General features: G+C 47.6%; 17 protein-coding genes. All 17 read right to left on the bottom strand.

Annotated elements, in window-relative coordinates; translation table 11 throughout:
* Positions 1–42 precede the first annotated feature (42 nt).
* On the bottom strand, positions 43–3,885 hold the full coding sequence (locus tag PG899_RS06185) for a DEAD/DEAH box helicase (protein WP_024944809.1): 3,843 nt from the start codon (positions 3,883–3,885) through the stop codon (positions 43–45).
* A 214-nt stretch (positions 3,886–4,099) separates the two neighbouring features.
* Positions 4,100–4,753, bottom strand: coding sequence for a YceH family protein (locus tag PG899_RS06180; protein ID WP_024944808.1), 654 nt, complete (start codon positions 4,751–4,753; stop codon positions 4,100–4,102).
* 151 nt (positions 4,754–4,904) lie between these two features.
* A complete protein-coding gene (locus PG899_RS06175; RefSeq protein WP_024944807.1) occupies positions 4,905–6,620 on the bottom strand; it encodes a PglL family O-oligosaccharyltransferase in 1,716 nt (571 codons plus the stop codon).
* Between the two features lie 77 nt (positions 6,621–6,697).
* A complete protein-coding gene (locus tag PG899_RS06170) occupies positions 6,698–7,759 on the bottom strand; it encodes an LPS O-antigen chain length determinant protein WzzB (RefSeq protein ID WP_080688862.1) in 1,062 nt (353 codons plus the stop codon).
* Positions 7,760–7,936: 177 nt separating this feature from the next.
* Positions 7,937–10,030: a YjbH domain-containing protein gene (locus PG899_RS06165; RefSeq protein WP_080688854.1), complete on the bottom strand. Its 2,094-nt coding sequence runs from the start codon at positions 10,028–10,030 to the stop codon at positions 7,937–7,939.
* On the bottom strand, positions 10,027–10,788 hold the full coding sequence (locus tag PG899_RS06160; RefSeq protein ID WP_080688853.1) for a capsule biosynthesis GfcC family protein: 762 nt from the start codon (positions 10,786–10,788) through the stop codon (positions 10,027–10,029). The genes PG899_RS06165 and PG899_RS06160 overlap by 4 nt, the downstream gene beginning before the upstream one ends.
* Positions 10,785–11,465: a YjbF family lipoprotein gene (locus PG899_RS06155; protein ID WP_162791230.1), complete on the bottom strand. Its 681-nt coding sequence runs from the start codon at positions 11,463–11,465 to the stop codon at positions 10,785–10,787. The genes PG899_RS06160 and PG899_RS06155 overlap by 4 nt, the downstream gene beginning before the upstream one ends.
* Positions 11,466–11,551: 86 nt before the next feature.
* On the bottom strand, positions 11,552–11,821 hold the full coding sequence (locus PG899_RS06150; RefSeq protein WP_080688851.1) for a hypothetical protein: 270 nt from the start codon (positions 11,819–11,821) through the stop codon (positions 11,552–11,554).
* Between the two features lie 127 nt (positions 11,822–11,948).
* Positions 11,949–12,908 (bottom strand): Wzz/FepE/Etk N-terminal domain-containing protein, encoded by a 960-nt coding sequence (locus PG899_RS06145; RefSeq protein ID WP_219279967.1) that lies wholly within the window; start codon positions 12,906–12,908, stop codon positions 11,949–11,951.
* A 77-nt stretch (positions 12,909–12,985) separates the two neighbouring features.
* Positions 12,986–15,616: an SLBB domain-containing protein gene (locus tag PG899_RS06140; RefSeq protein WP_219279965.1), complete on the bottom strand. Its 2,631-nt coding sequence runs from the start codon at positions 15,614–15,616 to the stop codon at positions 12,986–12,988.
* Between the two features lie 214 nt (positions 15,617–15,830).
* Positions 15,831–17,792: a polysaccharide biosynthesis protein gene (locus PG899_RS06135; RefSeq protein ID WP_080688762.1), complete on the bottom strand. Its 1,962-nt coding sequence runs from the start codon at positions 17,790–17,792 to the stop codon at positions 15,831–15,833.
* Positions 17,793–17,817: 25 nt separating this feature from the next.
* Complete coding sequence (locus PG899_RS06130) at positions 17,818–18,375, bottom strand: sugar transferase (RefSeq protein WP_270697253.1); 558 nt, start codon at positions 18,373–18,375, stop codon at positions 17,818–17,820.
* On the bottom strand, positions 18,369–19,331 hold the full coding sequence (locus PG899_RS06125) for a UDP-glucose 4-epimerase family protein (protein ID WP_270697251.1): 963 nt from the start codon (positions 19,329–19,331) through the stop codon (positions 18,369–18,371). The genes PG899_RS06130 and PG899_RS06125 overlap by 7 nt, the downstream gene beginning before the upstream one ends.
* 15 nt (positions 19,332–19,346) lie before the next feature.
* Entirely contained in the window at positions 19,347–20,243 is an 897-nt protein-coding gene (locus PG899_RS06120; RefSeq protein WP_270697249.1) for a glycosyltransferase, read from the bottom strand.
* Positions 20,240–21,040 carry a glycosyltransferase gene (locus tag PG899_RS06115; RefSeq protein ID WP_252615994.1) on the bottom strand — a complete coding sequence of 267 codons (801 nt, stop codon included), beginning with the start codon at positions 21,038–21,040 and terminating at the stop codon, positions 20,240–20,242. The genes PG899_RS06120 and PG899_RS06115 overlap by 4 nt, the downstream gene beginning before the upstream one ends.
* Before the next feature lie 9 nt (positions 21,041–21,049).
* Entirely contained in the window at positions 21,050–22,111 is a 1,062-nt protein-coding gene (locus tag PG899_RS06110) for an EpsG family protein (RefSeq protein ID WP_252615993.1), read from the bottom strand.
* Entirely contained in the window at positions 22,096–23,199 is a 1,104-nt protein-coding gene (locus PG899_RS06105; protein WP_270697244.1) for a hypothetical protein, read from the bottom strand. Before PG899_RS06105 ends, PG899_RS06110 begins: the two co-directional genes overlap by 16 nt.
* Positions 23,200–23,318: the final 119 nt, after the last annotated feature.

The following is a 23,318-nucleotide window of genomic DNA, read 5'->3' as shown; positions in this document are numbered from 1 at the left end:
TGGATGCTCCCCTTGTCTGTAGCCCGAGCCAGCTGATCGCGGTCAGCTCATCAGCAGGGCTCGCAGGCTCTCCACATCCAGCCCGCGCACTTCCGACTGGCCGCTCAGCAGGCCGTCGGCCAGCGCCCGCTTCTCATCGTGCAGGGCGACGATCTTCTCCTCCACCGTCTGTTCGCACACCAGGCGATAGACGGTCACCGGCTGGGTCTGCCCCATGCGGTGGGCCCGATCGCTCGCCTGATCTTCCACCGCCGGGTTCCACCAGGGATCCAGGTGCAGCACGGTATCGGCCTGGGTGAGGTTGAGGCCTGTGCCCCCCGCCTTGAGGCTGATCAGAAACAGCGGCACCGCCTCGTGGCGAAAACGCAGGATGGACTCCTGCCGGGACTTGGCCGAGCAGCCGCCGTCCAGGTAGCAGTAGTCCCACTGCTGCTGCTCGATGCGGGCCCGCAACAGGCTCAGCAGATCGACGAACTGGCTGAACACCAGCACCCGATGACCATTGCCGATGGCCTCCTCCAGCAGCGCCATCGCCTCGTCCAGCTTGCTGCTGGCCTGGGACCACTCGGGCATCACCAGCTGGGGCGAGCAGCAGAGCCGGCGCAGCCGGGTCAGCCCGCTCAGCACGTGCATCAGGGCGCGGCCGTCGGCACTTTGTACCTGCTGCACCACTTCGCGCCGGGTTGCCTCGTAGAGCTGACGCTCTTCGGGGGAGAGGCTGATGTGATGAATGATCTCGGTCTTGTCCGGCAGTTCGGTCAGCACCTGCTGCTTGAGCCGGCGCAGGATGAAGGGGCTGATCACCGCACGCAGCAGCGCCATGTGCTGGGGATCCTTCACCGCCTTGCCGAAGCGGCGCTTGAACTCGCCGAGGCTGCCGAGCAGGCCGGGGTTGATGAAGGTGAACAGGCTCCACAGCTCCCCCAGGTGGTTCTCGATGGGCGTGCCGGAGAGGGCGAGCCGAAAATCGCCGTCCAGCTGGAACAGCAGCTTGGCCCGCTGGGTACCGGCATTTTTGATCTGCTGCGCCTCATCCAGCACCATGGAGGACCAGCGACGGGCTTTGAGCGCCTCCGCCAGACTGCCGAGCATGCCGTAGTTGAGCAGGATGATCTGGCCCGCCTTGGCTTCGCGGATCATCCCTTCCCGCTCGGACGGGTTGTCGAACACCACCACCTCCAGCTCGGGAGCGAAGCGTGCGACCTCCTCCTGCCAGTTGGTGACCACTGACTTGGGTACCACCACCAGCGCCGGGCCCAGATGCTGGCGCATGCGCAGCACGATGAGCGCCTGCAGCGTCTTGCCAAGGCCCATGTCGTCGGCCAGACAGGCGCCAAAGCCATGGTGGGCCAGGGTCGCCAGCCAGCGTACCCCCTCCTTCTGATAATCCCGCAGCGGCCCCATCAACTCGGCCGGGCATTCCACCTCCTGCTGCCACTCCTGTTGCAGGGAGTGCCAGGCGGCATCCCCCTCGGTGGTGATGACGGAGAGCAGGCGGGTCAGCGGGTAGGCCAGCTTGTGATTGATGCGCTGCTCTTCGTCGAGCATGGCGCCCAGCATGGTGAGCCGCTCCACCAGCTTGTCGCTCAACATCAGGCTGGTCTTCTCGTCCAGCTGAACGGTGCGTTGGCCCGGGGTCAGCTGGCGCAGGATGAGGCGCAGGTCGAGGATCTGGTGCTCATCGAGAGAGAGCGCCCCTTCCACCTGGAACCAATCCTGGCGCCGCTCGATCCGCAGGCTCAGGGCAGCTTCATCGAGGCTCTTCAGACGCGCGCTGTCCTGATGCCAGTGAATGACCACGCCGGCATCCACCAGCTCCGGCAGGGCATTGACCAGCGCCAGTGCCTGCTCTCCCTCGAGGCGCCACTCGCTGCCAGGCAACTCGATGGGCAACTGATTGCGCAGCCGCTGGGCCTCGCCTTTCTCGGCCGCCAGATCCCGCTGCCAGTAGTGATAATCCTTGATCCCCTGGCGCACGATGGCCTCGCCCTTGCCAAGGGGCTGCGGCGGCAAGTCGTCAAACCGGGTCACCAGCCGGACCGCCAGCTGGCCATCCTGCCAGTCGAGCTGAACCGAGGCCACACCGGGCCAGGGAGCCAGCTCGGCATTGCCGTGCAGGCCCGCCACCTGGCTGTGCCAGGGCAGCCCCGCAATGGCGTCCAGGGTATGCTGCAGTTCCGCCAGCCCCTCGGCCGGCAGCAGCGGAATGGCCTCCAGCGCAGGCAGCCGGTCGAGCAGCGGCTGCGGGGTGAGAATGAGCTGCCACAGATCCTGCGCCAGCGGCAGTATGTGAGCCCCTCGCGCCGCGGCAGCCGGGCTCAGCACGGCGCTCATGCCCTGCTCGGTGGCCACTATCTGCAGCAAGGGTGCCGTGATGGCCAGCTGCAGCTTCTGCCCTCTGGCATTGAACAGGCGGGAATGGTTGGCAAGCGGTGCCCACACCTCGCGCGGCAACCGCCCCAGCGTACGCGGCAGCGTGCGAACCAGCGCCCAGTCCTCCTCGTCGAGCAGGTTGGCGTACTGGGTGGAGAGCAGGGTGGGATCGACCCGGCGACCGGCAGTCCACTCCCCCTTGGTGCTCTGCTTCTGGATCTTGCACTCGAGCTCGGGCCCTTCCGCATGCAGCAGCCAGACCAGTCGCTCCTGCGGCTTGCGCACGCCGCTGGCGCGTCCCAGCCCCTGCAGCCAGTTGAGCCAGCTGGCAGAGGCAGGCGTCTTGTCCTCCCCGTCCTGCTCGTCGGCCTCCTGCTCGCCGCTGGCGGCGCGCAGTTGCTGCAGCGGCTGCTGCTGCGCCCCCTGCCCCAACAACAGCCGCAGCAGATCCTGACAGAAGGCCATCAACCTGTGGCGGGGCGCGGCATCCAGCACGTGGGAGAGATCCCATTTGTGCAGGATGGCCACCTGGGGGCTCTGCTCCCCATGCCGGGCAAGGGCGCAGAGATCGAGCCAGAGGTAGCCCCAGTGCAGCTCTTCCGGCGGCAATTGCAGGGTATCGAACAGCCCGACCGCCTGACCGTGGCGATCACCCGCCCACTGCCCCAGCAGATCCGCCAGCAAAGGAAACTGGTTGGCCAGACTGCGCTGCCACTTCTTGCGCTGCTCGCTGGCGAGCACGGGATCGGCCTGCTGCAACCAGCCTAGCCAGAGCAAGGCACTGAAAGTCAGTGGCCACTTACCCTGCCCATCCTCTTGCCCCTCCTGCGTCTGCCAAGCCCCAAGCGCTGCCAACAGGCGCTCGGCAAGGGGCTGCTCTCCCCCCTGCTCCGCCAGTTGTTGCAGGGCGGGCCAGTGAGTGTTTGCTTTCCCGCTCAGCTCGCCACAGAGCCACTGCCACTCGGCAGCAAAGCCGTCGCTGAGCTTGGCCAGCTCGGCGGCACACTCGCCGGCCGCCTGGGCCAGCGGCCACTGCCCATGGGGCTCGGCATCCAATAGCGTTTGCAGGGCGAAGTGCTGCAGCATCAGCCGCTGCCACTGGGGGCTCGAGCCTGCCAGCAAGCGGTGGGCATCGGGCAGATCGAGCAGGCTCAGCAGATCGGCCGCCAGATAGTAAGCGGGCACTTGCCCGGCCTCCCCCAGACAGAGCTCACGCACCAGCGCCTGTGCCATCTCCTGGCCGGTGACCGACGGCACCCGTGCCCAGTTGGGCATGGGACAATCGCCGCGACGCACCGCCAGGATCAACGCCAGGGTTCCCTCTGCCGTCAGACTCCACTGTTGTTCCCCACGCAGCCGCACCAACCCCAGCAGTTGCAACTGACTCAACTTGTCGAGCAGGGCCTGCCCGAACGGCAGCTGTTCTTGCAAATAGCGGGTACTGGCGGTGCGCTGCAACTGCAGCTCACCGAGCAGGGCATAACAATCTGAAGAGAGAGTGGACGCAGACATCGAGACTCACGGGCAGGTGCAAAAGCGGAATTTTAACGGGAAAGCGACGGCGGCTCGACCCTTAACGACGAAATAACGCAAAAAAGCTGCGGCATCCCCGTCAGGGGCGGGCTTGGGGCAAGGTGAGACCAGGGGGTTCACCGGATGGAGATGACAGAAAAGGCGCACAAAAAAAGGCGCCTGGGCGCCTCTTGATGGACATATTGTCAGCGTGTCAGCCTTCCAGCTGCGCCAGACGCTCGGCCAGCAGCTGCAGCTGCGCCTTGAGGCTCTCGACCTCCTCCTCCAGCACCGTCAGTCGATCCGCTGCGGGCGAGGCATAACTGCTGGCGGGGGCCGCCTCGGCAAGCGCCTGCAGATCCACCTCGCCACTGAACAGGTGGGCATACCGGGACTCGCGCTTGCCCGGCTCGCGCGGCAGCTTGACCACGTAGGGCCCCTGTTCGGCGAGCTTGGCCAATACCGCATCGACCTGGGTCACGTCATCGAAGCTGCACAGGCGGTTGGTGCGCGAGCGCAGCTCCCCCGGCGTCTGCGGGCCGCGCAGCAAGAGTTCGCAGATAATGCCGAGCTCCTGGGCCGTGAACTTCAGCTCGCCGAACTCGGTGTTGCAGAAGCGGTGTTGGTAACGGGGAACCCGGGCATTGAAGCCGGCGGTATTGACCACCAGACGCTTGCGGATCAGCTCATCCACCACGGCCCGGATGTCGAGCTCGGACAGCTCCAGCACCGGCTCGCGGTTGCTCTTCTGGTTGCAGGCATTGACCAGCGCATTGAGAGAGAGGGGGTATTGATCCGGGGTGCAGATCTCTTTTTCGATCAGACAGCCGATCACGCGGGCCTCCAACGGGCCAAGCACTAACTCCATTTCATACTCCCTACTGAACAAGACGTTGAGGCCACTATCTTAGCCATGGTGCCTCTGCCGTCCAGCAGCGGCCGCCATTTTTGCGAGGCGATGGGGCAGTTGATGAAACATCGCACAGCCTGCCCGCCCGGCATGGCCTCGACAGCCGCTATCAGGCCGAGGGTTTGCGCTCCAGCGCCGTGGCCACGGAGGTGGCGGCCGAGCCGGTCAGCAAGGGATCACCCGGGTAGAGCACCAGCGCCTCGCGGCGCAGTACTCTGGCCTCCTCTTTTCGTCCCAGTGCATCCAGCGCGATCACCATGTTGGCGTAGATGTTGGCTCTCGGCGTGTGGCGCACAAACGCCTGACCCCAGTCGAGATACGCCTCCAGCTCTGCGTGATTGTTGGCCTGCAAACCCACCATCAGCCGCACCGAGTTGACGTCAAACTCGACCCGGGTCAACCAGGCCATGGGATTGACGATCTCGAGCAGCAGGGTCGGCTCCTTGTAGCCGCCGCGCTCGTACTTGGTGACCACCCAGGCGGTATGAATGGCGGTCAGCATGAAGGGCACCACCAGCAGGGGAATGATGATGGCCACGAAGCGCAGCAACAACCAGGGGCGATAGACATACTCGCGCCAGCTGGCACGGCCCGAGGCCTGCAGCCCCTCCTCCACTTCCGCATCCAGCACATACACCAGCAGCAGCAGGGCCCACCACAGTGCGATGGCGTGATAAAGCGGATACTCGGTCTGGGTGTGCAGCAGGATGGGGGTCACCAGCGCCAGCAGCGCCGCCCCCTTGACCCAACCGGCCTTGAGCACACGCCACAACAGAGCGCCGCCCATCAGCACCATGCCGATCATGGGGGCCAGCCCCCCTTCCACCGCCCAGTAGAGGAACTCGTTGTGGGGGTGATCGAGGTTGTATTCAATCTGTACCATGGCCGGGTTCAGCGCCTTGTCGGCCATGTAGTGGTGCAAAAAGGTGGTTTCAAAGCTGCCATAACCCCAACCAACCCACGGAGACTGGGCAATCAGCTTGGCGGCATAGGGCCAGTAGATGGAACGCATGCCGCCCGACTGATAAGCCTCCAGCCCGCGTTTGACACCGCTGATCCCGTACTGGGAGGCGATCCCCAGCCCGACACCGATTGCAACCAGACCCAGTACCTGTGCCAGCCGCCCCTGACGATGCAATTCGGGCACGAGCAGGAGCAGTGCCAACAGGCCCCCCAACTGCCCCACCCGGGATTGCAGCGCCACCAGCAGCAGGCTGGCCGCCAGGATCACCCCATAGCGCAGCCCCTTGAGCCAGGGGTTGGCATTACCGCGCAGTCCCAGCCAGCCGGCCAGCACAAGCCCGGTCGCCATGAAGGTCGCCATCACATTGGGTTGTTGAAAGATGCCGTAGGGGCGGTTGGCGCGGGTGTCATACCCCAGCCAGTTACCCGGGATCAGCAGGTAGTACTGCACCAGGCCCAGCAGCGCCTCGATGGCCACCGCGCCCAGCAGCAGATAGAGCTGCCGGTCACGAGACGCCTGCACCAGCTGCCACTGGTAGAGACAGAACAGAAACAGCAGACCGGCAAACAGCCCCAGCAAACGGGGAATGGCGTAGTCTTTCAGCTCAAAGCCAGGATAGGCCATAGGCAGCAGCAGCAGCAGCGCCCCCAGCCAGAGCCAGCCCTGCAAAGAGGAGAACACCAACCGCTGCTGCAGTGTCACCTGCCACAGCCCCAGACCGATAACTAGGCTGGCGAAGACCCAGCCCCAGGCATTGAACGGCAGATAGAGCCCGGCCCCACCAGGGTTGTGCATGAAAAAGTGCATGCCCAGCAGCCAATAGAATACGCAAAGGATCATCATGATTCGTATTAAAGCCATTGACCGAATCCCTAAAGTTCCTATTTTTTAGTTGAAAATAAAGGGGAACCCTCCCCTCCTTTGAGTACTACAAATAATTATGACTGTAACGGTCGACGAAAAACATGATGACCCAACACAACTCCAACACCAAACAAACAGCCCAACAAAGTGGCCAACACAACTATCAGCGGACGCTTGGGTTTATCACGATTTAGTGGTTCCTCAGGAACATCTGTGTAGGAAAAAGGCCTGAAACTTAAGCCAGTAAAGTTAATCTCTTTCAAACGATTAATTTTCGTTTGCAGCTCAACTAAAGCTGGCTGATAAACAGCCAACTCTATTTTTTTTAATAAAAGAAGCTTCTGTTCTAATCCCTTAACTCCAAGAGTGATAGGAAAACGCTCATTATTACTATAGTTTTCCAAAGGATGTTCAACGCCAGCAGCTTTTGCAACAGAGATTGCTAATGTCAGATTTTTTATTTCATCTTTTAAATTAATTTCTGCGTCTGACTTAGCCATAGACAACTTCGATTGGAGTTCCTCAAGCTTACTCTCTTGCAGCTCAACCAAATCACTAAGCACACGCTGGTTTTGCTTATAAACAATAAGTTTGATATATTGCTCAAGCATGGATAATGCCTCTAAAGAATTATCAGCACTAGTTGTAAGTAATACTTCTGAGCCTTCTCCCTTTTTATCAACAGGCTCAGCAAGCATCAACTTAGCCCAATCACGAAGCCAACGACGCTGACTACGCTCATCTAACTGGTTAGAGACTATTTGACGTTTAAATAAATCGCTACTTCGTAGAAACTCTCGACGATTCTCATAAGAATTAAACTCACGCACAAATTCTTTATAAAGTGCTGTGCTATCAAGGACAGGGAACTCCGTCAAACCAAGCAACCTTGCTCGATTAATGACTCGTAACATGGGCTGTATATCTTTTGTACTAGGGGTATTAATCACAGCATTTGCTGACCAAATCTGTTGAGCATACAAAGCATATATAATACCAATAATTGCAAAGATTGAGGTGAGTGCTAATATCAGAGCTCTCCTGCACCATAGCACTGATAAAAGCTCACGCAAATCAATCTCATCGGCACCTAGATTTGTCCACTGAGTTGGCATCTGTGGCGTTTCTTTGTTCATGATATCTCTCTTGCTTATCATAACTGGCTTTATGATCAATATTATAAGCACTAAAAAGTTAAAAATACAAAATTTATATCTTTTTAGTACAACTAAGCTTCATATGCTCCCACCAAGAATGCCATAAATTAATCTATGAAGTTATTAAGCTATTTTTGCGAAAATTCATATAAAAACTCATTGTAACTCTGTAGCACCATATAGACTATTCTTACGATTCAGCATCTGCCCACCATCGCGAGTCAATGGGACCCAACCGATAGTGCCTTTGGTGGTTGTCGGATGAATCAGCATCAGGTCAAAAGGAATAGTGACATAAATTCCTTTGGTAAAACTACCTTCTCCATACTCTTCAGAAGAGACATTGGTCAGTGTAGCATAAGCTCCAAGCATTACTCCTGAGTCAAACCGTTTTGAAAAATCAAATGTCACACCCGTATCTCCAGCAAGATATCTCCCGACAGCAATTTTAGCCAAGACGCTATCAACATAGGGTAAATGCAAATAACCTGTCAGATGGCCTGTAACTACATCATAGTCAGCCATCTTGAGGGTATTATACCAATCACGCTGTTTTACCCAGTTCGTATCAATACCAATGGCCCAAGACTTTCCATAGGGACGATACAACGCTTCTCCCCCCACACCAGCATACATCATCTCAAGGTAGCCACTATATATTTGTCCATACCAGTCTTCAGATAGTTGCTGCATATTTGTTAGTTGTAAATTGTTTAACAAAATGTCTGATGAATCTACATATTCACGAATCCATGTTCTGACTCGAGGTAATGCCTCGCCATCGACGGGTGGATTTTTATAATTAAACCTATCATAATTATCAACAATATTAATAAAAACTGTACTATCCAATGATACCTGTTCAGAAAAATGCCAACTGGCATTACCATTTATTCCGAGCTGATACATATAAAAGGATTCAGGCCCCCCAAAAGATTGATTCAAATCGGGATCAATTGAGAATACAAATTTGTTCTTTTTCTCTTGAAATACTTTTTTACTACTCTCATAGTCTTTATTAATAGGGCCAGTATAAAACTGCGCCTCATGCTCTTGCCCTAAAACCTGGGTAACATTAGCAGATCTAACCGATGGCAAATCGATAGTCGTTTCTTGTAACTTGAAATCATTCTTGCTATCCAGAACGTGCACCTTACGTACCGATTCAGGTAAATAATTTGCCGCCAGCAAACTGGTTCGAAGCGTAGATTCGGCTCTACTTCTGTATTTAACCTGCTCAGCAATAATCGTTACCACAGCATCATCTTGATATATTACAGTATCTTTCCAACCTGCATTACTATTCAGGTCACTAGCAAATTTATTCCAGTCTACATGTGCCGCCGTATCTGGAACATTTGCAACCTGATATTTTTGGCGAGAGTCATCAATATGTACTGGTTTAAGTTCATTGAAATTGGTTCGCATGGTAATCCCCCACATCAAGGTATTTCCTCGCTGCCAACTCAGATGCGTATCTATATTGTCAAATACTCGATAGACAGCACCAACATTCCATTTCGATGTTTGCTTTAATGGACCATAGCTCGCAGCATACTCTCTGCTATAATCGTTACCATCATACTCCAGTTTCAATCGTAGAGGATGCCATGGTGTTTGATATTCAGCGCCACCAAATAGTGCAGTTGCTCCATGGAAGAGGCTATTCCATTCAAACTTTCCACCACTTCCTGAAACACCTTGGTCCCGCTGACACCAGCTATCTTTAATTTCACAGAATGGGTTATTGATATTACCGCTTTCGGCCATATTGCCCCATCCCATGCCAAGAGTGAAATCGAAAGACCCATAGCGCTTACTCGCAACGACAAATTCGCTATCAAACAACCCGGTGCCCATCAAATCTCTAAAGCCAAGAGCAACTTGGGGGGTCCATTTAGACTCCTGTATCAGTTTGAATTTGAAGTCCATCCCTTTATCTTTATATGTTTGATCACCACTAAAATCTTCGCTTTGACTATAGAGTTGTGTTCTCACATCAGTATAACGCAGGGTAGCTTCAAACCAATCAAAGGGTTGAACAGAAATAGACCAACGACGATATTGATCGTTATCAAAATAGTTGGCGCTAAACTCCCCCTCTTTTGCCATTCTAGCAGTCGGCATCTGCATCAGCCCCACACCACCAAAGTCACTCTGCGATGAGCCATATGGGTCATTAGCGGGGCTTGTTGCATGCACAACACTACTTACGAAAATCGCAATAAACGTTACTCTTGGCATCATCATTCAGGTATCCGGTTGGCAAGCAAATTAGCAATACGAAGATTTAGATTCTTATACTTGGCCGGTAACAAGTCTGTATCAAAACCAACAAATAATGTTGCTCCAGCCATCGGCTCACGATGCAATTGATTCCAGACAGCAACAGGCACCAGCGAAACCTCGCCTGTTGGTTGAATAAGATATGCTTGAGCCAGATCGGCCCCCGCTAACAGCGAATATGCTTGCCAATAATCGGCCAAACCAGCGCCTTCGCGTAAAAGTTGTCTGGAGGCTCCATTAATTAGGCCAGTAAAATAGATAAACTGGCTGCGAGGAGAGATGAATAGTGTGTAATCACCTGATAACAGAGGATTCTTATCTTCATGAGCACGATTGATAACAGGATCAATTGCTATGGGTAATCGTCCTGTAACATTAAGACGGTCAATCTCAATAAGAAGTTGCTGTGAAGATTGTACCCATGCGCCCATATTTCCATCACGCATCCACTGTACTTGCAACGCCTTCAAGTCACTCAACAGATTCATTTTATCTGCTATTATTTTATCGTGAGACTGAGGATGACTTATCTGCGCACTGCGCCAGTACGTCTCAGATGGTAATTGTGAGGACACTAAAAGATCAGCAAGCCTGGCACCTGATAATAACTTCACTGTGGCAAAATAATGATTGGAGTAGAGCACATTTACTTGACTACCCGGTTCCGCACTATGCACCATAATGGTAGGCAATAATAAAGATAAAAGAGTTTTCAATTTCATGATAAATATGGCTTCAAAATGGTCATTTTAATAACTGGCATATCAGGTCCCAGCTGCTGCTCTGTTCTTATCACTTCGCCATTATGTTGATCAACCCAATATTTGTTTAACCACTGTTGATTGAGTGATGGAATATCAATCAGTTCTTCAAAGAGCAAAGTTTGATAAGATTTCCCGAGGATCACAAGCGTGTCTGCTTGAGGAGGATTAACATTTGCACGCACCTGATAGCCGCTTACATAGTCTTTAGTCCATTCACCTCGATACGACCAAGGCTGGTAGATTTGCCGGCATTCTTCATTAGTGATGAAAATCTTGAGAAGACGCAAAGGATCAGCACTGGCTCCGATCTCATGAATACTATAGAGGTCATTATCTAGCCCAACCGTCTTGATAATACGTCCATACTTGGTCACAAAAATATTACTGTCTGCTCCAATCCAGGTAAGGGAACTATCTGGATCAACAAATGCTAATACTACAAATGCTTGTGGGTTATCACCTACTTGCAGATAGGCACTAGCGTAGGGGACCTTGTTCACTTGTTCAGCAGTCAGCTCAACATCTGGATTACCCCAAGCGGCATATCGTAGTGTTGCAAATGTATCGGACCCAGTGGCCGAGCATCCACTTAATAAAAATAACCCTAAAAATATCAATTGACGATTGAAAAACATATCAACAGAGCTCGGTTTGAAACAAAGAATGCTAAAAAATAAGGCTACCAAAGGTAGCCTTATTTATTAAGAATAAATATTCACAATTACTTGGTAGCAGTATTGGTATTGGTATTGGTGCCAGTACCGGCATTGTCTTTGCTAGCTTCAGAAACAACCAGTGCAGTCACCGCAGCAACACCGACACCAATGGCAACGGCTGTAGTAGCACCAATTGCTGCGCCAGTAGCAGCAACACCACCAGCAGCGCCACCTGCAGCGCCACCAGTAGTAGTACCTGCAGCAACTTCTTCAGCAGCGAATGCATTAGTTGACAGAGCCAGCAAAGCGGCCAAAGTCATAGCTGACTTTTTCATGCAAAAATTCCTTATCATAAGTGAGTTAAGAAGATATAGGATAATCCCAAATTGAGAATTTGACCAGCTATCACGTGGTACGTTTGAGTCAAACCCTCGCTTTGTATAGCTACCACACAAGCCGCAATTATGCCACCTTACGACGCATAGCGTGACGACCCAGCAGCAGCACAACACCGAACAAAGTGCCTAGTAAAGTACCAAGTACCACGATCAGCGCACGCTTGGGCTTTAATTTCTCTTCAGCCACAACCGCAGGGTCCAGGGTTTTGAACACATACTCCTGGTTGACTTCAGCCAGCATCAGCGTTTTCGTCTGATCTTCAATCAGTTGATAAAAAACCTTCTGCATATCAGCTACTGGCGTCTTTTCAAGCTGGGACTTAAGGTAAGTAATGTTACGAATAGCATCATTCTGATCACGCGTTTTCATGGTCGCGTTGAGATCTGACACCAACCAGTCAACCCACTGCTTAGCAAGTTGTGGGGAGTAGAAATCAACCACAACAGTCACCAATCCGGACTTGTTATCCTGGCTGACACTCGCCAGCTTGCGAAATGCCTCGACTAGCTCCCAATCCGTAGGCTCCACAGACTTTCCATTCGGCACTTCGCGAACCCACTTTTTGTGGGTTAAGTCATAAATGTCTTCATCAATAATGAGCTCACCTGTTACCTTGTCTGCCCTTGAGGCTGCCATTAATGGCACCTCCAAGTGGTGATCCCGGATAAAGTGGCTTAAAAACTGACGTGATTTACCTATTTCAACAGTAATCGCCGTTTTATCTGCCTTATCACTCTTCAAATTGATACCAGCTAAATTGGCTAGCCCGCCAAACTGGGCAGCCATAGCAGCAAGCCCGCCACCTTGTTGCTCAGATGACGGAGCAAGCAATGCTTCTGCTCGATAAACATTAGGGAGTGACATGGCAATAACAATAGATATTACAGCACCGAGAAGAGTGGTCATAAATAGCCACAACTTCCCCCGCCACAGTGCCATTAATAATTCATGTAAATCTATCTCATTATCTGCAACAGGAGGCATAGCCAGTGAAAGCAAAGGCTGTTCTTTTATGTTTTTCATATAAAACCGGATGTTAAATAGGTCAGATTCATGAATAATAGATATCTGACCCAGCAGTTACAAAACAAGCGCATTTATTATTTTACTGCACTCCATGCGACACCCAGTTGATAGAGGACTTGGGTTGCAGAAGTCATTATGCTCAAATTATCAAGATAGTCAGAATCCACAGGTACGATAATACTGTCACCAGGCTCCAACCCTTTCCGACCACCAAACCAGCTATCACCAGGCAACATGACACTGCCATTTGCTTTTATGACATAGATACGATCCGTATCCGCTTGTTTCTTGGTCCCACCGGCACGGCTTAGATAATCCTTAATACTCAACTCACCGTCATAAATGTGAGTAGAGGGAAACTGTACCATCCCTTGAATTGATACCACATTCTGCAAGGCCGGCACGTAAACCTTATCGCCATCTTGTAGCATGACATCGGCATTCTTTTCACCGCTTAAAATAGCAGGCATATCAATCGTCATACGACCAATTGCTTTGGTATTTTCCAGCTGATTAACAACTGTCATAGCCTCAGCAGGAGAGCTATTGTAGTTTGCAATGCTGGATTGCCGACGTAACGTCATTGTTGCAATTTCTTGTTTCAATTCATCGCGCAACAACTCAAGACGTTCAGCTTCCTGCTTGCGCAGCGCTTCACGGGCAAACACTGTCCCATTTGGATTCGCATAGGGCGTAATACCACCGACCCGCTGAATCAAATCACGCAAACTTTCGCCACGGCGAACAGTATAAGTCCCCGGAAATTTGACTTCGCCAAAGACTTGAACAGTTGCCTCCTCACGCCATTGAGGATGCGGTAATACATTCAGGCTATCTTTGGATTGAACCAATGGCGAACCGGTCACCCGATTTGCCGTAGCCAAATCCAGCCGTTGATTTTCAATCGAGATGTCATTGCCGCGCTCGTTGACACGGGATAACTCAATTATATTGGCCTTTTCATTAAAACCGCCAGCAGCCAAGATCAAATCATGAGTGCGGCTATATCGCGTTAAAGGATAAATCCCCGGATATTTTACCTCGCCACGCACCTCGGCAATCTGCACCGGCTTACCTTGGGCAGCTTGCGCTTTCAAACGCTCCAGAACTGGGGATAGCAAAGCTTGACGAGAAGCACCGACCATTGCTTCGGTCTCTGTTGAACCGGACACCTTCGACAAAGTCATTTTGTCCTGTTTACTAATTTCACTAACTTTAACATCGGCACCAGTACTATTATCTACGGCGTCAGCTTGCTGCTGAATTCGTTGCCGAGTCAGCTGGTTAAGTCCCTCGGAAGAAGGGTGACTATTAGCCACTTGCTTCAATCTATCTGTTGCATCATTACTAAAAATCAACACCTGATCGCGCGGCTGTAAGCGGATATCATCCTCCCCACCAGGCATTTGCAATGCACGCCCCAAATTGAATTGCAGCACCTCAATATTTCGCTGAGCATCCATTTCACGCACAACCAAGGCATAGTTGAGGTCTGTCACCGAAGTCAGGTCGCGTTCAGCGCTTTGCAACACACGACTGATCCGCATACCAGGCTCAAAACTAAAGACACCATCACGGACTACTGCACCTTTCACTACAACAGCCTGACTGTATTCTGTGGTGCTTGGCTTGACATTAATTTTATCACCATCGCGAACGACAAACTGGCGGTCATGCTGACTTGACAAGTTCAGGTTGAAAACCCGCATACCACTCTCACCATAACGAGTGACTGACACCTCATTCAGTGCCGAGGCTTTCATCCCACCAGCCAATCCCAAAACATTACTCAGAGCAGCGGGACCACTCAGCTCGTAAATAGCAGGGCGTTTGACAAGACCATCAATACTCACCTCATTGCCCTTGGCTGGGACAAAGACCGTATCACCAGAGCGCAACCGAATATCCTGACTGGTGTCCCCCCAAACCAACATCTTGTAAAGATCAACATCAATGACTTTATTACCAGCACGCTTGACCTGGATCTTGCGCAATGAGCCAACGGTATCAATACCACCTGCAGCCTGCAGAGCCTGAGTCACAGTCGCCATACCATTAACATTATAAGCCCCGGGGCGATAAGCATCACCCATGACAAATACTTGCATGGTACGCAGAGCTCCGAAGCTGATAAAGGCTTCAACCCCAATCTTCTGCTCTTTAATTCGGCTCTCAAGCTCACTGCGCAATTGCTGGAATGTTTGCCCGGAAGCAGCTATTGGCCCCAGCGAGGGGAAATCGATAAACCCTTCCCGCCCTATTGCGAGGGTATAAGTCGCATTTTCCTTGCCATAAAGCTGAACCCGAATTTCATCACCAGGCCCCATAACATAATCATCTGCCACCGGCATATCGACCACCGGAGCATCTGTTAGAGGTTCACCAGCAAAAACACTGTAACCAAAAGGCTGTAACGTTCCCTCTTGCGCAACACCGGCCACCAAAGGCCGCTGGGAAGTTTGGCTATAATCAACCTCGCGAGGAGCGGCTACCGGCGCAGTCTTAACCGGTGTAACGCTACTTTTTTGTCCTGCCCCCCCGCCCAACTGAGAAGTATCGACACCATACTGTGCAGCCAATGCCTGCTGCTGGGCAGGAGATAACTGCTTAAATTTCGCCATCATCTCTGGTGTTATTTGTGGTGCAGCGACTACCGTTCCAATCAAAGCTGCTGATGATAAACACAGTCCTTTCATTTTATTCATTATGTTTAATGCCTGCCGATATGAAAATTTAATCAAAGTTCGCTTATGGATTGCAAATAACAATCCAACTGGATAGTTAGTCGATGATAAAAACAAACTATCATTAAAACAACTTTAACGGTGAAAGTTCAACATGAAGTTGCCCAAGCTAAAACTCCACGTGAAAAACGCATAACAACAATATTATTATTTATCACCGATTAGACCATAATATTCATTGCATAGGTAGTGATGAATCTGAATAAAGAAAATCTATATTAGTTGATGTCGGTTTATTTAACTGTCCATGACTTGTGATTCTTGCATGCCACACAAGATCACAAATACCGTCTGTTGGTGAAAAACCAGCAGGAATAGCCAGTAAGAGTTCGCGAATTTTTTCGTGATCAAACTGATGACAAGCGCTGTCGAGATCCACTAAAAATGCCCGAAGTTCAGACCAACTGAGCATCTGCTCAGATGCTTTCATTATACGCGGATGTGCAGTCCCTTCGACTTGCTTACCAATTAACAACTCTTCATAAAGCTTCTCGCCAGGTCGTAACCCCGTAATTTTAATTTCGATATCACCGTCGGGAAATTGTTCATTTCTAACACGCAAACCACTGAGGCGTATCATGCGATACGCTAAATCTATAATCTTGACTGATTTCCCCATGTCCAACACAAATACATCGCCCCCCTCTCCCATAGCTCCTGCCTGAATCACCAGCTGAGAAGCTTCAGGAATTGTCATAAAATATCGAGTGATATCAGGATGAGTGACTGTAAGCGGCCCACCAGAGCGGATTTGCTGTCGGAATAAAGGCACAACAGATCCGGAAGAACCTAAGACATTGCCAAAACGCACCATACAAAAGCGAGTGTGAGACTGCGCAGCTGCAAGGGCTTGAAGCACCAACTCAGCCAACCGCTTGGTCGTTCCCATAGTGTTAGTTGGTCGTACTGCTTTATCAGTAGAAATTAAGACGAATGTCTCCACTCCTGCCGAGATAGCCGCTTGAGCACTGTACAAGGTACCAAAAACATTATTACGAACCCCCTCAACAACATTATATTCAACCAAAGGAACATGCTTATAAGCCGCGGCATGATAAACAGTTTGAATTTGGAAATAACGCATTACGGCTTGTAAGCGATGCATTCTTTGTACAGAGCCCAACAGAGGGATTATTTCAACATCAAGGCTCTGAGCTATACATAACTCCCTTAGCTCTTTATCAATAGCGTACAATCCATACTCTGACAATTCAAAAAGGACCAATTTTTCAGGTCGGCAGCGAATGATTTGTCGACATAATTCCGAACCGATAGAACCCCCCGCTCCGGTAACCATGACTTTCTTACCAGATATGTTGGCGTTCATCAAATTAGGGATCGGATCAACAGGATCCCTACCTAGCAGATCTTCGATAGAGACTTCTTTCAATTCATCAATGTGAGCCTTTCCTTCGACCAAGTCCACCATGCCAGGGATAGAGAGTACCTCGCATGGAAAGTGCTCTAAATGATTGATAACCTCTTGACGGCGAGCTCTAGATGCACTGGGCATTGCTAACAATATTTTCTTAATCTCAAACTGGGAAATCAAATTAGCTATACTTTCAGAGCTATAGACGCTGACGCCTTGAATAACAGCGTTAACCAAGGAGTTGTCGTCATCGACAAATGCAACAGGATAAAATTCTTGCCCTTGATTCAAGGCAATCTGTAATTGACGTCCAGATGCTCCGGCACCATATATTAGAACCGGAATACGGGTATGTTTTCCACGGTGAATGGCCATTCTGAAGAAAAGCCTAACCCCACCAACCAATAGCACTGCAAATGAGAAATAAATAAGAGAGACTGTTCTTGGCAAAGGTACGGCAAGAAAGAAAGCCAACATGACGAACATGACGGCAGACAGAGCTACCCCCAATGACACAGTCCATAGTACTTTAAATCCCACATACCGTAATACGGCACGATAAAGACCCAATTTCATAAATATGAAAATAGTCACAGGGAGAAGCAATGCCAGGACATGCCAATATTTGACATCGTCAAATGGCGCCTCTGCGTCAAGACGAACTCCAAACGCACCCCAGTATGCGATTGACAGTAATATCGAGTCAGCAAATACACTGATTAGTCGCTTATAGAAACGAGAGATACCTAAAAAAAGATCCACCATGATTTATCCCAGTATAAATACATATTTATTTATTTTTAATTGCATCACCACTGCCACGGCCTGTTGCGGTCATCAGTATGTAGCGAAAGTATTTTTCAATATTTAATGAATCAATCATTTCACGATCAGTTTTGGCTAACAATGCTGGTGTAGACATATCAATATTCTGAATCTGAGCTAAACCTGTAATACCAGGCAATACATCATAAATACCCAAAGCATCACGCTCTTTGATTAGTTCTTCCTGATTAAATAGATTAGGTCGGGGCCCAACCAAGCTCATCTCACCTTTAACTACATTGATGAGTTGTGGAAGTTCATCAATTTTAGTCTTGCGTAAAAAGGCCCCTAGCTTGGTGATCGAACTTGTGTTAGCCAAGTGGCTCGCCACCGACTGGGTATCGACCGACATGGTACGAAATTTAATCAGCCTGAATGGCTTTTTGTAACGCCCGACCCGTTCTTGTACAAAAATGGGCGCACCGGTATCAAACAGGCCGATCAAGGTGACAACCAACAAAATAGGCCAAAGCAATAACAAGCCAAAAAATGCTGCACAAAAATCAAGCGCTCGAATCAACATCCTTCTTTATCCTCAATAAAACAGCGTTTAATCCCTTCCTCCAGCGATATCGGTGGCTGCCAACTCAATGTTGTTTTGGTGTGGTTGATATCGACCTGAAGATTACCACACAACCGCTCAATCACCGCCTGCTTACCCGTTAGCTTGCCTGCCAATCGTAACCAGCTCATTGGCACCGGCAATAAACGCGGAGATTTACCCGCAGCACGGCTCATCTTCTCAAGTAACTGAGTGGTTGATACATCCTGATCATCACTAACCAAAAAGGTCTGATTGGTAGCATGAGGGTGGGTAATGCAGGTCATAATCAGATCGACCAAATTATCCAGAGCTACCATGCTACGTTGGTTATTAATAGCCCCCAAAGGTAACGGCAGATTTTTTTCAGCCACTGTAAGCAATGAACGAAAATTGCCTTTAACACCCGGCCCATATACCAAAGGTGGGCGAATAATTACCAACTCCATACCTGTACCAACCACCAAACTACGCAGCCCCTCTTCTGCCGCTTGTTTCGAACGACCATAATCATCTTCTGGCGCAGGTAGAGAAGTATGGCCGAAAGGTGAATTATTAGTGGTAGATTCACCATTGACCTTAACTGAACTGATAAAAATAAAACGCTTCACACCAGCAACAATAGATTGACGTGCCAAATTGCACGTTCCTTCGACATTCGCGGCCCAATAAAGATCATCACTTTGATCAGAAGACGACTTCATAACATGAGCTTGGGCTGCGCAATGAATAACTACATCAATATCAGTCAAGGCGGCAGAAAAATCCGCACCATCACTTAAGTCACCGTTGATATGAAGAGTATTTTGCGCGGCATTACAATGCAAGCCGACTGGCGCACGGCGGCCATAGGTCCGAATTGCGCACTCTTGCCTACGCAATAACTGCACTAATACAGCCTGCCCAACAAAGCCTGTAGCTCCAGTTAGTAAAATCATTTTCAACCTTACCGTTTAAAAGATATTGAACAAGAGAGCAAAAGAGAGAGCAATTCGGTCTCGCAACCTGCGTCTGAGTTGATTAACATTAAAAAGCAGGTATAAATTACCAATATACCCTTTATTTAATCCATATTTAACCATTGAAAGATTTTTTAATTCCAGATGTTCTGCAATCTTGGTGACTTGGTTGCGGTACCACTTTCTTTTTATCAACAACAACCTTTTTTTGGCAGCACCGATACTGTTATTGGTTCCTACCTGATTATTCGCATGTTGCCTATAACGCATCCCAGGTCTAGGATCAATAAACCAACGATAACCAAAATGACGACAAAATGCATAAATAAGCCAATCGTGAAGTGCAATATCGTAGTTTATTTTATCATAACGCTCAATGAGCCATGTTTTGAACTTTATCGCGACATCTCGCCTAATCACGTATGTACAGCCGGGCCCTGCAGCTTCAAACATAAAATCAAATTTAACTTGGTGTTGAGACTTATTTATTAAACACTCCCTACCATCAGACCAGAATGCAGTTACGTTACTAGAATATGCGTCAAAATCAGATAATCTATGTATGGCACTTGCTAATTTAGCATTATGCCAAACATCATCTTGATCTGAAAATGAAATATAGTCGAAGGCATCAACATCAACATCAACAATTAATCTGAAAAAATTACTAGCTGCACCACCAAATTTTTTACCATATGGCAAAATTATCACATTTTCATTTTTATACTTATCATTGATATACTCATATGTGCAATCTGATGAAAGATCAACACTTATGAAAATAGTAACTATAACATCTTTTTGCAACAAAATGCTATTTAGTTGCTCATCTATCCACTCTATACCATTATATGCTGCAAGTAAAATAGCGACTTTATTATTTAACATCATTGATTCTCTTTGATAGATATCTTATCAAAAATTGATTTTATCTTCCTCAGTGGGGGGAATAATACAATTATACCAATCACATATTTCAATTTCTTTTCTAAACACGCATGCATATATAGAAAGGAAGATATTTCGATAAAATGACGCCATGCTTTATTAAATGACGTGATTTGCCCCTCATGCCTCCGGTAACAAAAAAGAGTCTCATTTATATTGTGAAAACGCATACCAAAATTGAGCATTCTAATAAATAGTTCATGATCTTCTGACATAAAGCCAAACTTATAACCCCCTATCTTAATAAGATCACTCCGTTTAAACATTAAAGCAGGATGACACATTACATTTCGAATTGGTGTGATTCTCTTAATTTGGTCATGACACTCAACAAACTTAAATTTTTTAGACAGAATACTACCATTACTATCAATTAAAGAGACTCGACAACCAACTACAGCATATTCTGGATTGTTATTAAAAAACTTAATCTGACGCTCTAAGCGCGTAGGTAGGCTAATGTCATCACAATCCATCCTAGCTATATAATTACCAGAAGCATAGTGTATCCCCATATTCAAGGCATTAATGAGGCTTCTAATATCTGTGCTATGTACTATGACGCGGTTATCTTTGGAACAACACGCTTGCAATAGAATCAAATCTTCATCGCATAATCCATTCGCAATAACCAATACTTCAATATTTCTATATGTCTGACAAAGAATACTATCTAATGCTGACTCAAAGTACTTATCAATAGAACCACAAGGAATTATAACTGAAACTTTTGAATTCATTTACCCACCCTACATTTTCAAATTTATTAGAAATTCTCTAGTCGTCATATTTGTATAAAAATAAACAAAAGATAAACCTATAATAAAAATGAAATACGAAATTTTAATGAGAAGTTCACCTTTTCTATTCCCCATAGACATAATATGTGTATAGAGCAATGATATTAAAAATGGCTCGACGGCTGTCAAATAACCGCCTAACCGCTGAGATATAATTGGAACATTATTAAAAATAACATAATAAAAAAAGCCGCCAAAATATCCCACTATTAAAGCTCTAACCCTATTATCAGTATAATACCACTTAAAAGAAAAGAACATTAATGCGATAAAAATGAAGGCGCTCTTGAATTTTTGAATATTACTATTTCCATTTATGTATTCTGTTTGCTCATACCGAGCTACATCATGAGTTCCTATACCAAGTACCAACAAGTCAGTAAATGCTAGTGATGGCATCATTAATAGCATTAAAGTCGCTAATATATAAAATATTTTTTTCCTTCGGCTTAAAGCACTTTTTATAAAAGGGAGTGCAGACAAAGCATACGTTTGGAAAAAAAGTGAGGAAAAGAATATAATAAATATAGACTTCAGTCTCTGTACATTTAAAAGCGCATAGACAATAAGTAATGATGCTACTGCATTCCTTATTTGCGCCATATCTTTCAGCAAAAAAGCGTATGGAAAATAAATCACCCAAGATATTAACGGATTGATGTCAAAACGACTACATATTAATGTATAAAGCAAAAATGAAAAAGATGACATTAATACAAACATTGGTAACGCGGAGTTAGCATCACAGGTTAAGTAATTGATTAACTTAAATCCTATTTCTCCATGTAGAGAATTGTCAAAAATGACATTGATACTATTAGAACTACAAATCCCATTATATATCGAAACATATTCAGAGTAGTCAGGAAAAAAATCACCTCTAAATGCCGCGAATGTAAAGCACAGTAACAAGAATACATAAACAATCTTACTGTCTATTTTGATGAAACAATTCAGAATAAATAGACTTAGAGTAATAGAATATATACTATATATTAGTAACAGTTCCATATTTCAATAAACTCTTTGGCTACTTTAATATGATCATGCTTATCAAGAACAAAATTTCTTGCAGAAATAGCCATTTTTTCAAATCTTGCATGATCATTTGTAATATTTAGCATTTCATTCAACATATCATCCAGGTTGGAGTTAGCATTAATTCCACACTCGTGATTTAAATCATAATATTCATAAAACTCTTTCTCAAAACCAGAAAACACTATTTTCCCCATAGCCATTGCGATCACCGCATTCATACCTTGATCATATGATACTGATTGATCAAATACGATATCAGAGTCTGCTAACAAATTAACATATTTGCTATATGGAACAGACTCCACATTGATTACTTTTATCTTTTTATTATCTGAGACGATTTTTTTAATCTCTTCAAATACTTTGTACCCTTTTCTAAGTCTCTTTCCTTTTTGGATTCCATGAAACAATGTAAAACTATCATAGCTATCCTTTCTTCTATAGGGTAATGCACCAATATCAAGTGGGAAAGGGACTATTTTTGTTACATTATCGAATCCTTTGTTAGATAAGTAATAGTCTAGTGAGCCTGGTATAATTGCATTCACGTCGGAATATACACGCTTACACAACTTTCTGTAACCTGGGTATAGAACATATCTTAAAGGATGAAATGACTCTCTAGATATCAATACTCTCTTATCATTAAACATACTCTTTGTTTTATTTGAAAAAAGATGATAAGACACCCATCTTAGGTCATCACCGACAGAGTACATAAATACTTTTTTATTATTAATCTTTAGGTAAGAGAAAAAATCCAAGTTAAGTTTAGAACTTAAACTTTCACATATGACAGGGTTAACGATTTGTACAATATCAAAACCTCTACATGATTCAATAATATCTCTATTTAGAGATAAAAAATTTATACCGTGACTATCAATATACTTTTTAAACTTACTGTTTTTCTCACTATTTCGCCAGCTCAACTGCGTTGGGATTTCCTTGCTGCCATCACCATCAGAAATAAGTGTTACATCTATATTTAATGCCTTCAATGCCACCCATAGATTATAATGAACACCACTGTAGTCTCCAACTAATAAAACTTTCATTTAACGCACCTGAAGAAAATTTAAAGTTTGATCTGCAATTAAGCAATTAAGCAATTAAGCAATTAAGCAATTAAGCAATTAAGCAATTAAGCAATTAAGCAATTAAGCAATTAAGCAAT

The organism is Aeromonas sp. QDB39 (assembly GCF_027707585.1).
GTDB classification, from domain to species: Bacteria; Pseudomonadota; Gammaproteobacteria; order Enterobacterales; family Aeromonadaceae; genus Aeromonas; species Aeromonas hydrophila.
The sequence above is the reverse complement of the archived record's forward strand: the minus strand, read 5'-3'. Positions and strand labels throughout refer to the sequence as shown.

Coding starts and splice junctions, on each gene's coding strand:
- PG899_RS06185 (WP_024944809.1), bottom strand. CDS start 3,885: ATGTCTGCGTCCACTCTCTCTTCAGATTGTTATGCCCTGCTCGGTGAG.
- PG899_RS06180 (WP_024944808.1), bottom strand. CDS start 4,753: ATGGAGTTAGTGCTTGGCCCGTTGGAGGCCCGCGTGATCGGCTGTCTG.
- PG899_RS06175 (WP_024944807.1), bottom strand. CDS start 6,620: ATGGCTTTAATACGAATCATGATGATCCTTTGCGTATTCTATTGGCTG.
- PG899_RS06170 (WP_080688862.1), bottom strand. CDS start 7,759: ATGAACAAAGAAACGCCACAGATGCCAACTCAGTGGACAAATCTAGGT.
- PG899_RS06165 (WP_080688854.1), bottom strand. CDS start 10,030: ATGATGATGCCAAGAGTAACGTTTATTGCGATTTTCGTAAGTAGTGTT.
- PG899_RS06160 (WP_080688853.1), bottom strand. CDS start 10,788: ATGAAATTGAAAACTCTTTTATCTTTATTATTGCCTACCATTATGGTG.
- PG899_RS06155 (WP_162791230.1), bottom strand. CDS start 11,465: ATGTTTTTCAATCGTCAATTGATATTTTTAGGGTTATTTTTATTAAGT.
- PG899_RS06150 (WP_080688851.1), bottom strand. CDS start 11,821: ATGAAAAAGTCAGCTATGACTTTGGCCGCTTTGCTGGCTCTGTCAACT.
- PG899_RS06145 (WP_219279967.1), bottom strand. CDS start 12,908: ATGAAAAACATAAAAGAACAGCCTTTGCTTTCACTGGCTATGCCTCCT.
- PG899_RS06140 (WP_219279965.1), bottom strand. CDS start 15,616: ATGAATAAAATGAAAGGACTGTGTTTATCATCAGCAGCTTTGATTGGA.
- PG899_RS06135 (WP_080688762.1), bottom strand. CDS start 17,792: ATGGTGGATCTTTTTTTAGGTATCTCTCGTTTCTATAAGCGACTAATC.
- PG899_RS06130 (WP_270697253.1), bottom strand. CDS start 18,375: ATGTTGATTCGAGCGCTTGATTTTTGTGCAGCATTTTTTGGCTTGTTA.
- PG899_RS06125 (WP_270697251.1), bottom strand. CDS start 19,331: ATGATTTTACTAACTGGAGCTACAGGCTTTGTTGGGCAGGCTGTATTA.
- PG899_RS06120 (WP_270697249.1), bottom strand. CDS start 20,243: ATGATGTTAAATAATAAAGTCGCTATTTTACTTGCAGCATATAATGGT.
- PG899_RS06115 (WP_252615994.1), bottom strand. CDS start 21,040: ATGAATTCAAAAGTTTCAGTTATAATTCCTTGTGGTTCTATTGATAAG.
- PG899_RS06110 (WP_252615993.1), bottom strand. CDS start 22,111: ATGGAACTGTTACTAATATATAGTATATATTCTATTACTCTAAGTCTA.
- PG899_RS06105 (WP_270697244.1), bottom strand. CDS start 23,199: ATGAAAGTTTTATTAGTTGGAGACTACAGTGGTGTTCATTATAATCTA.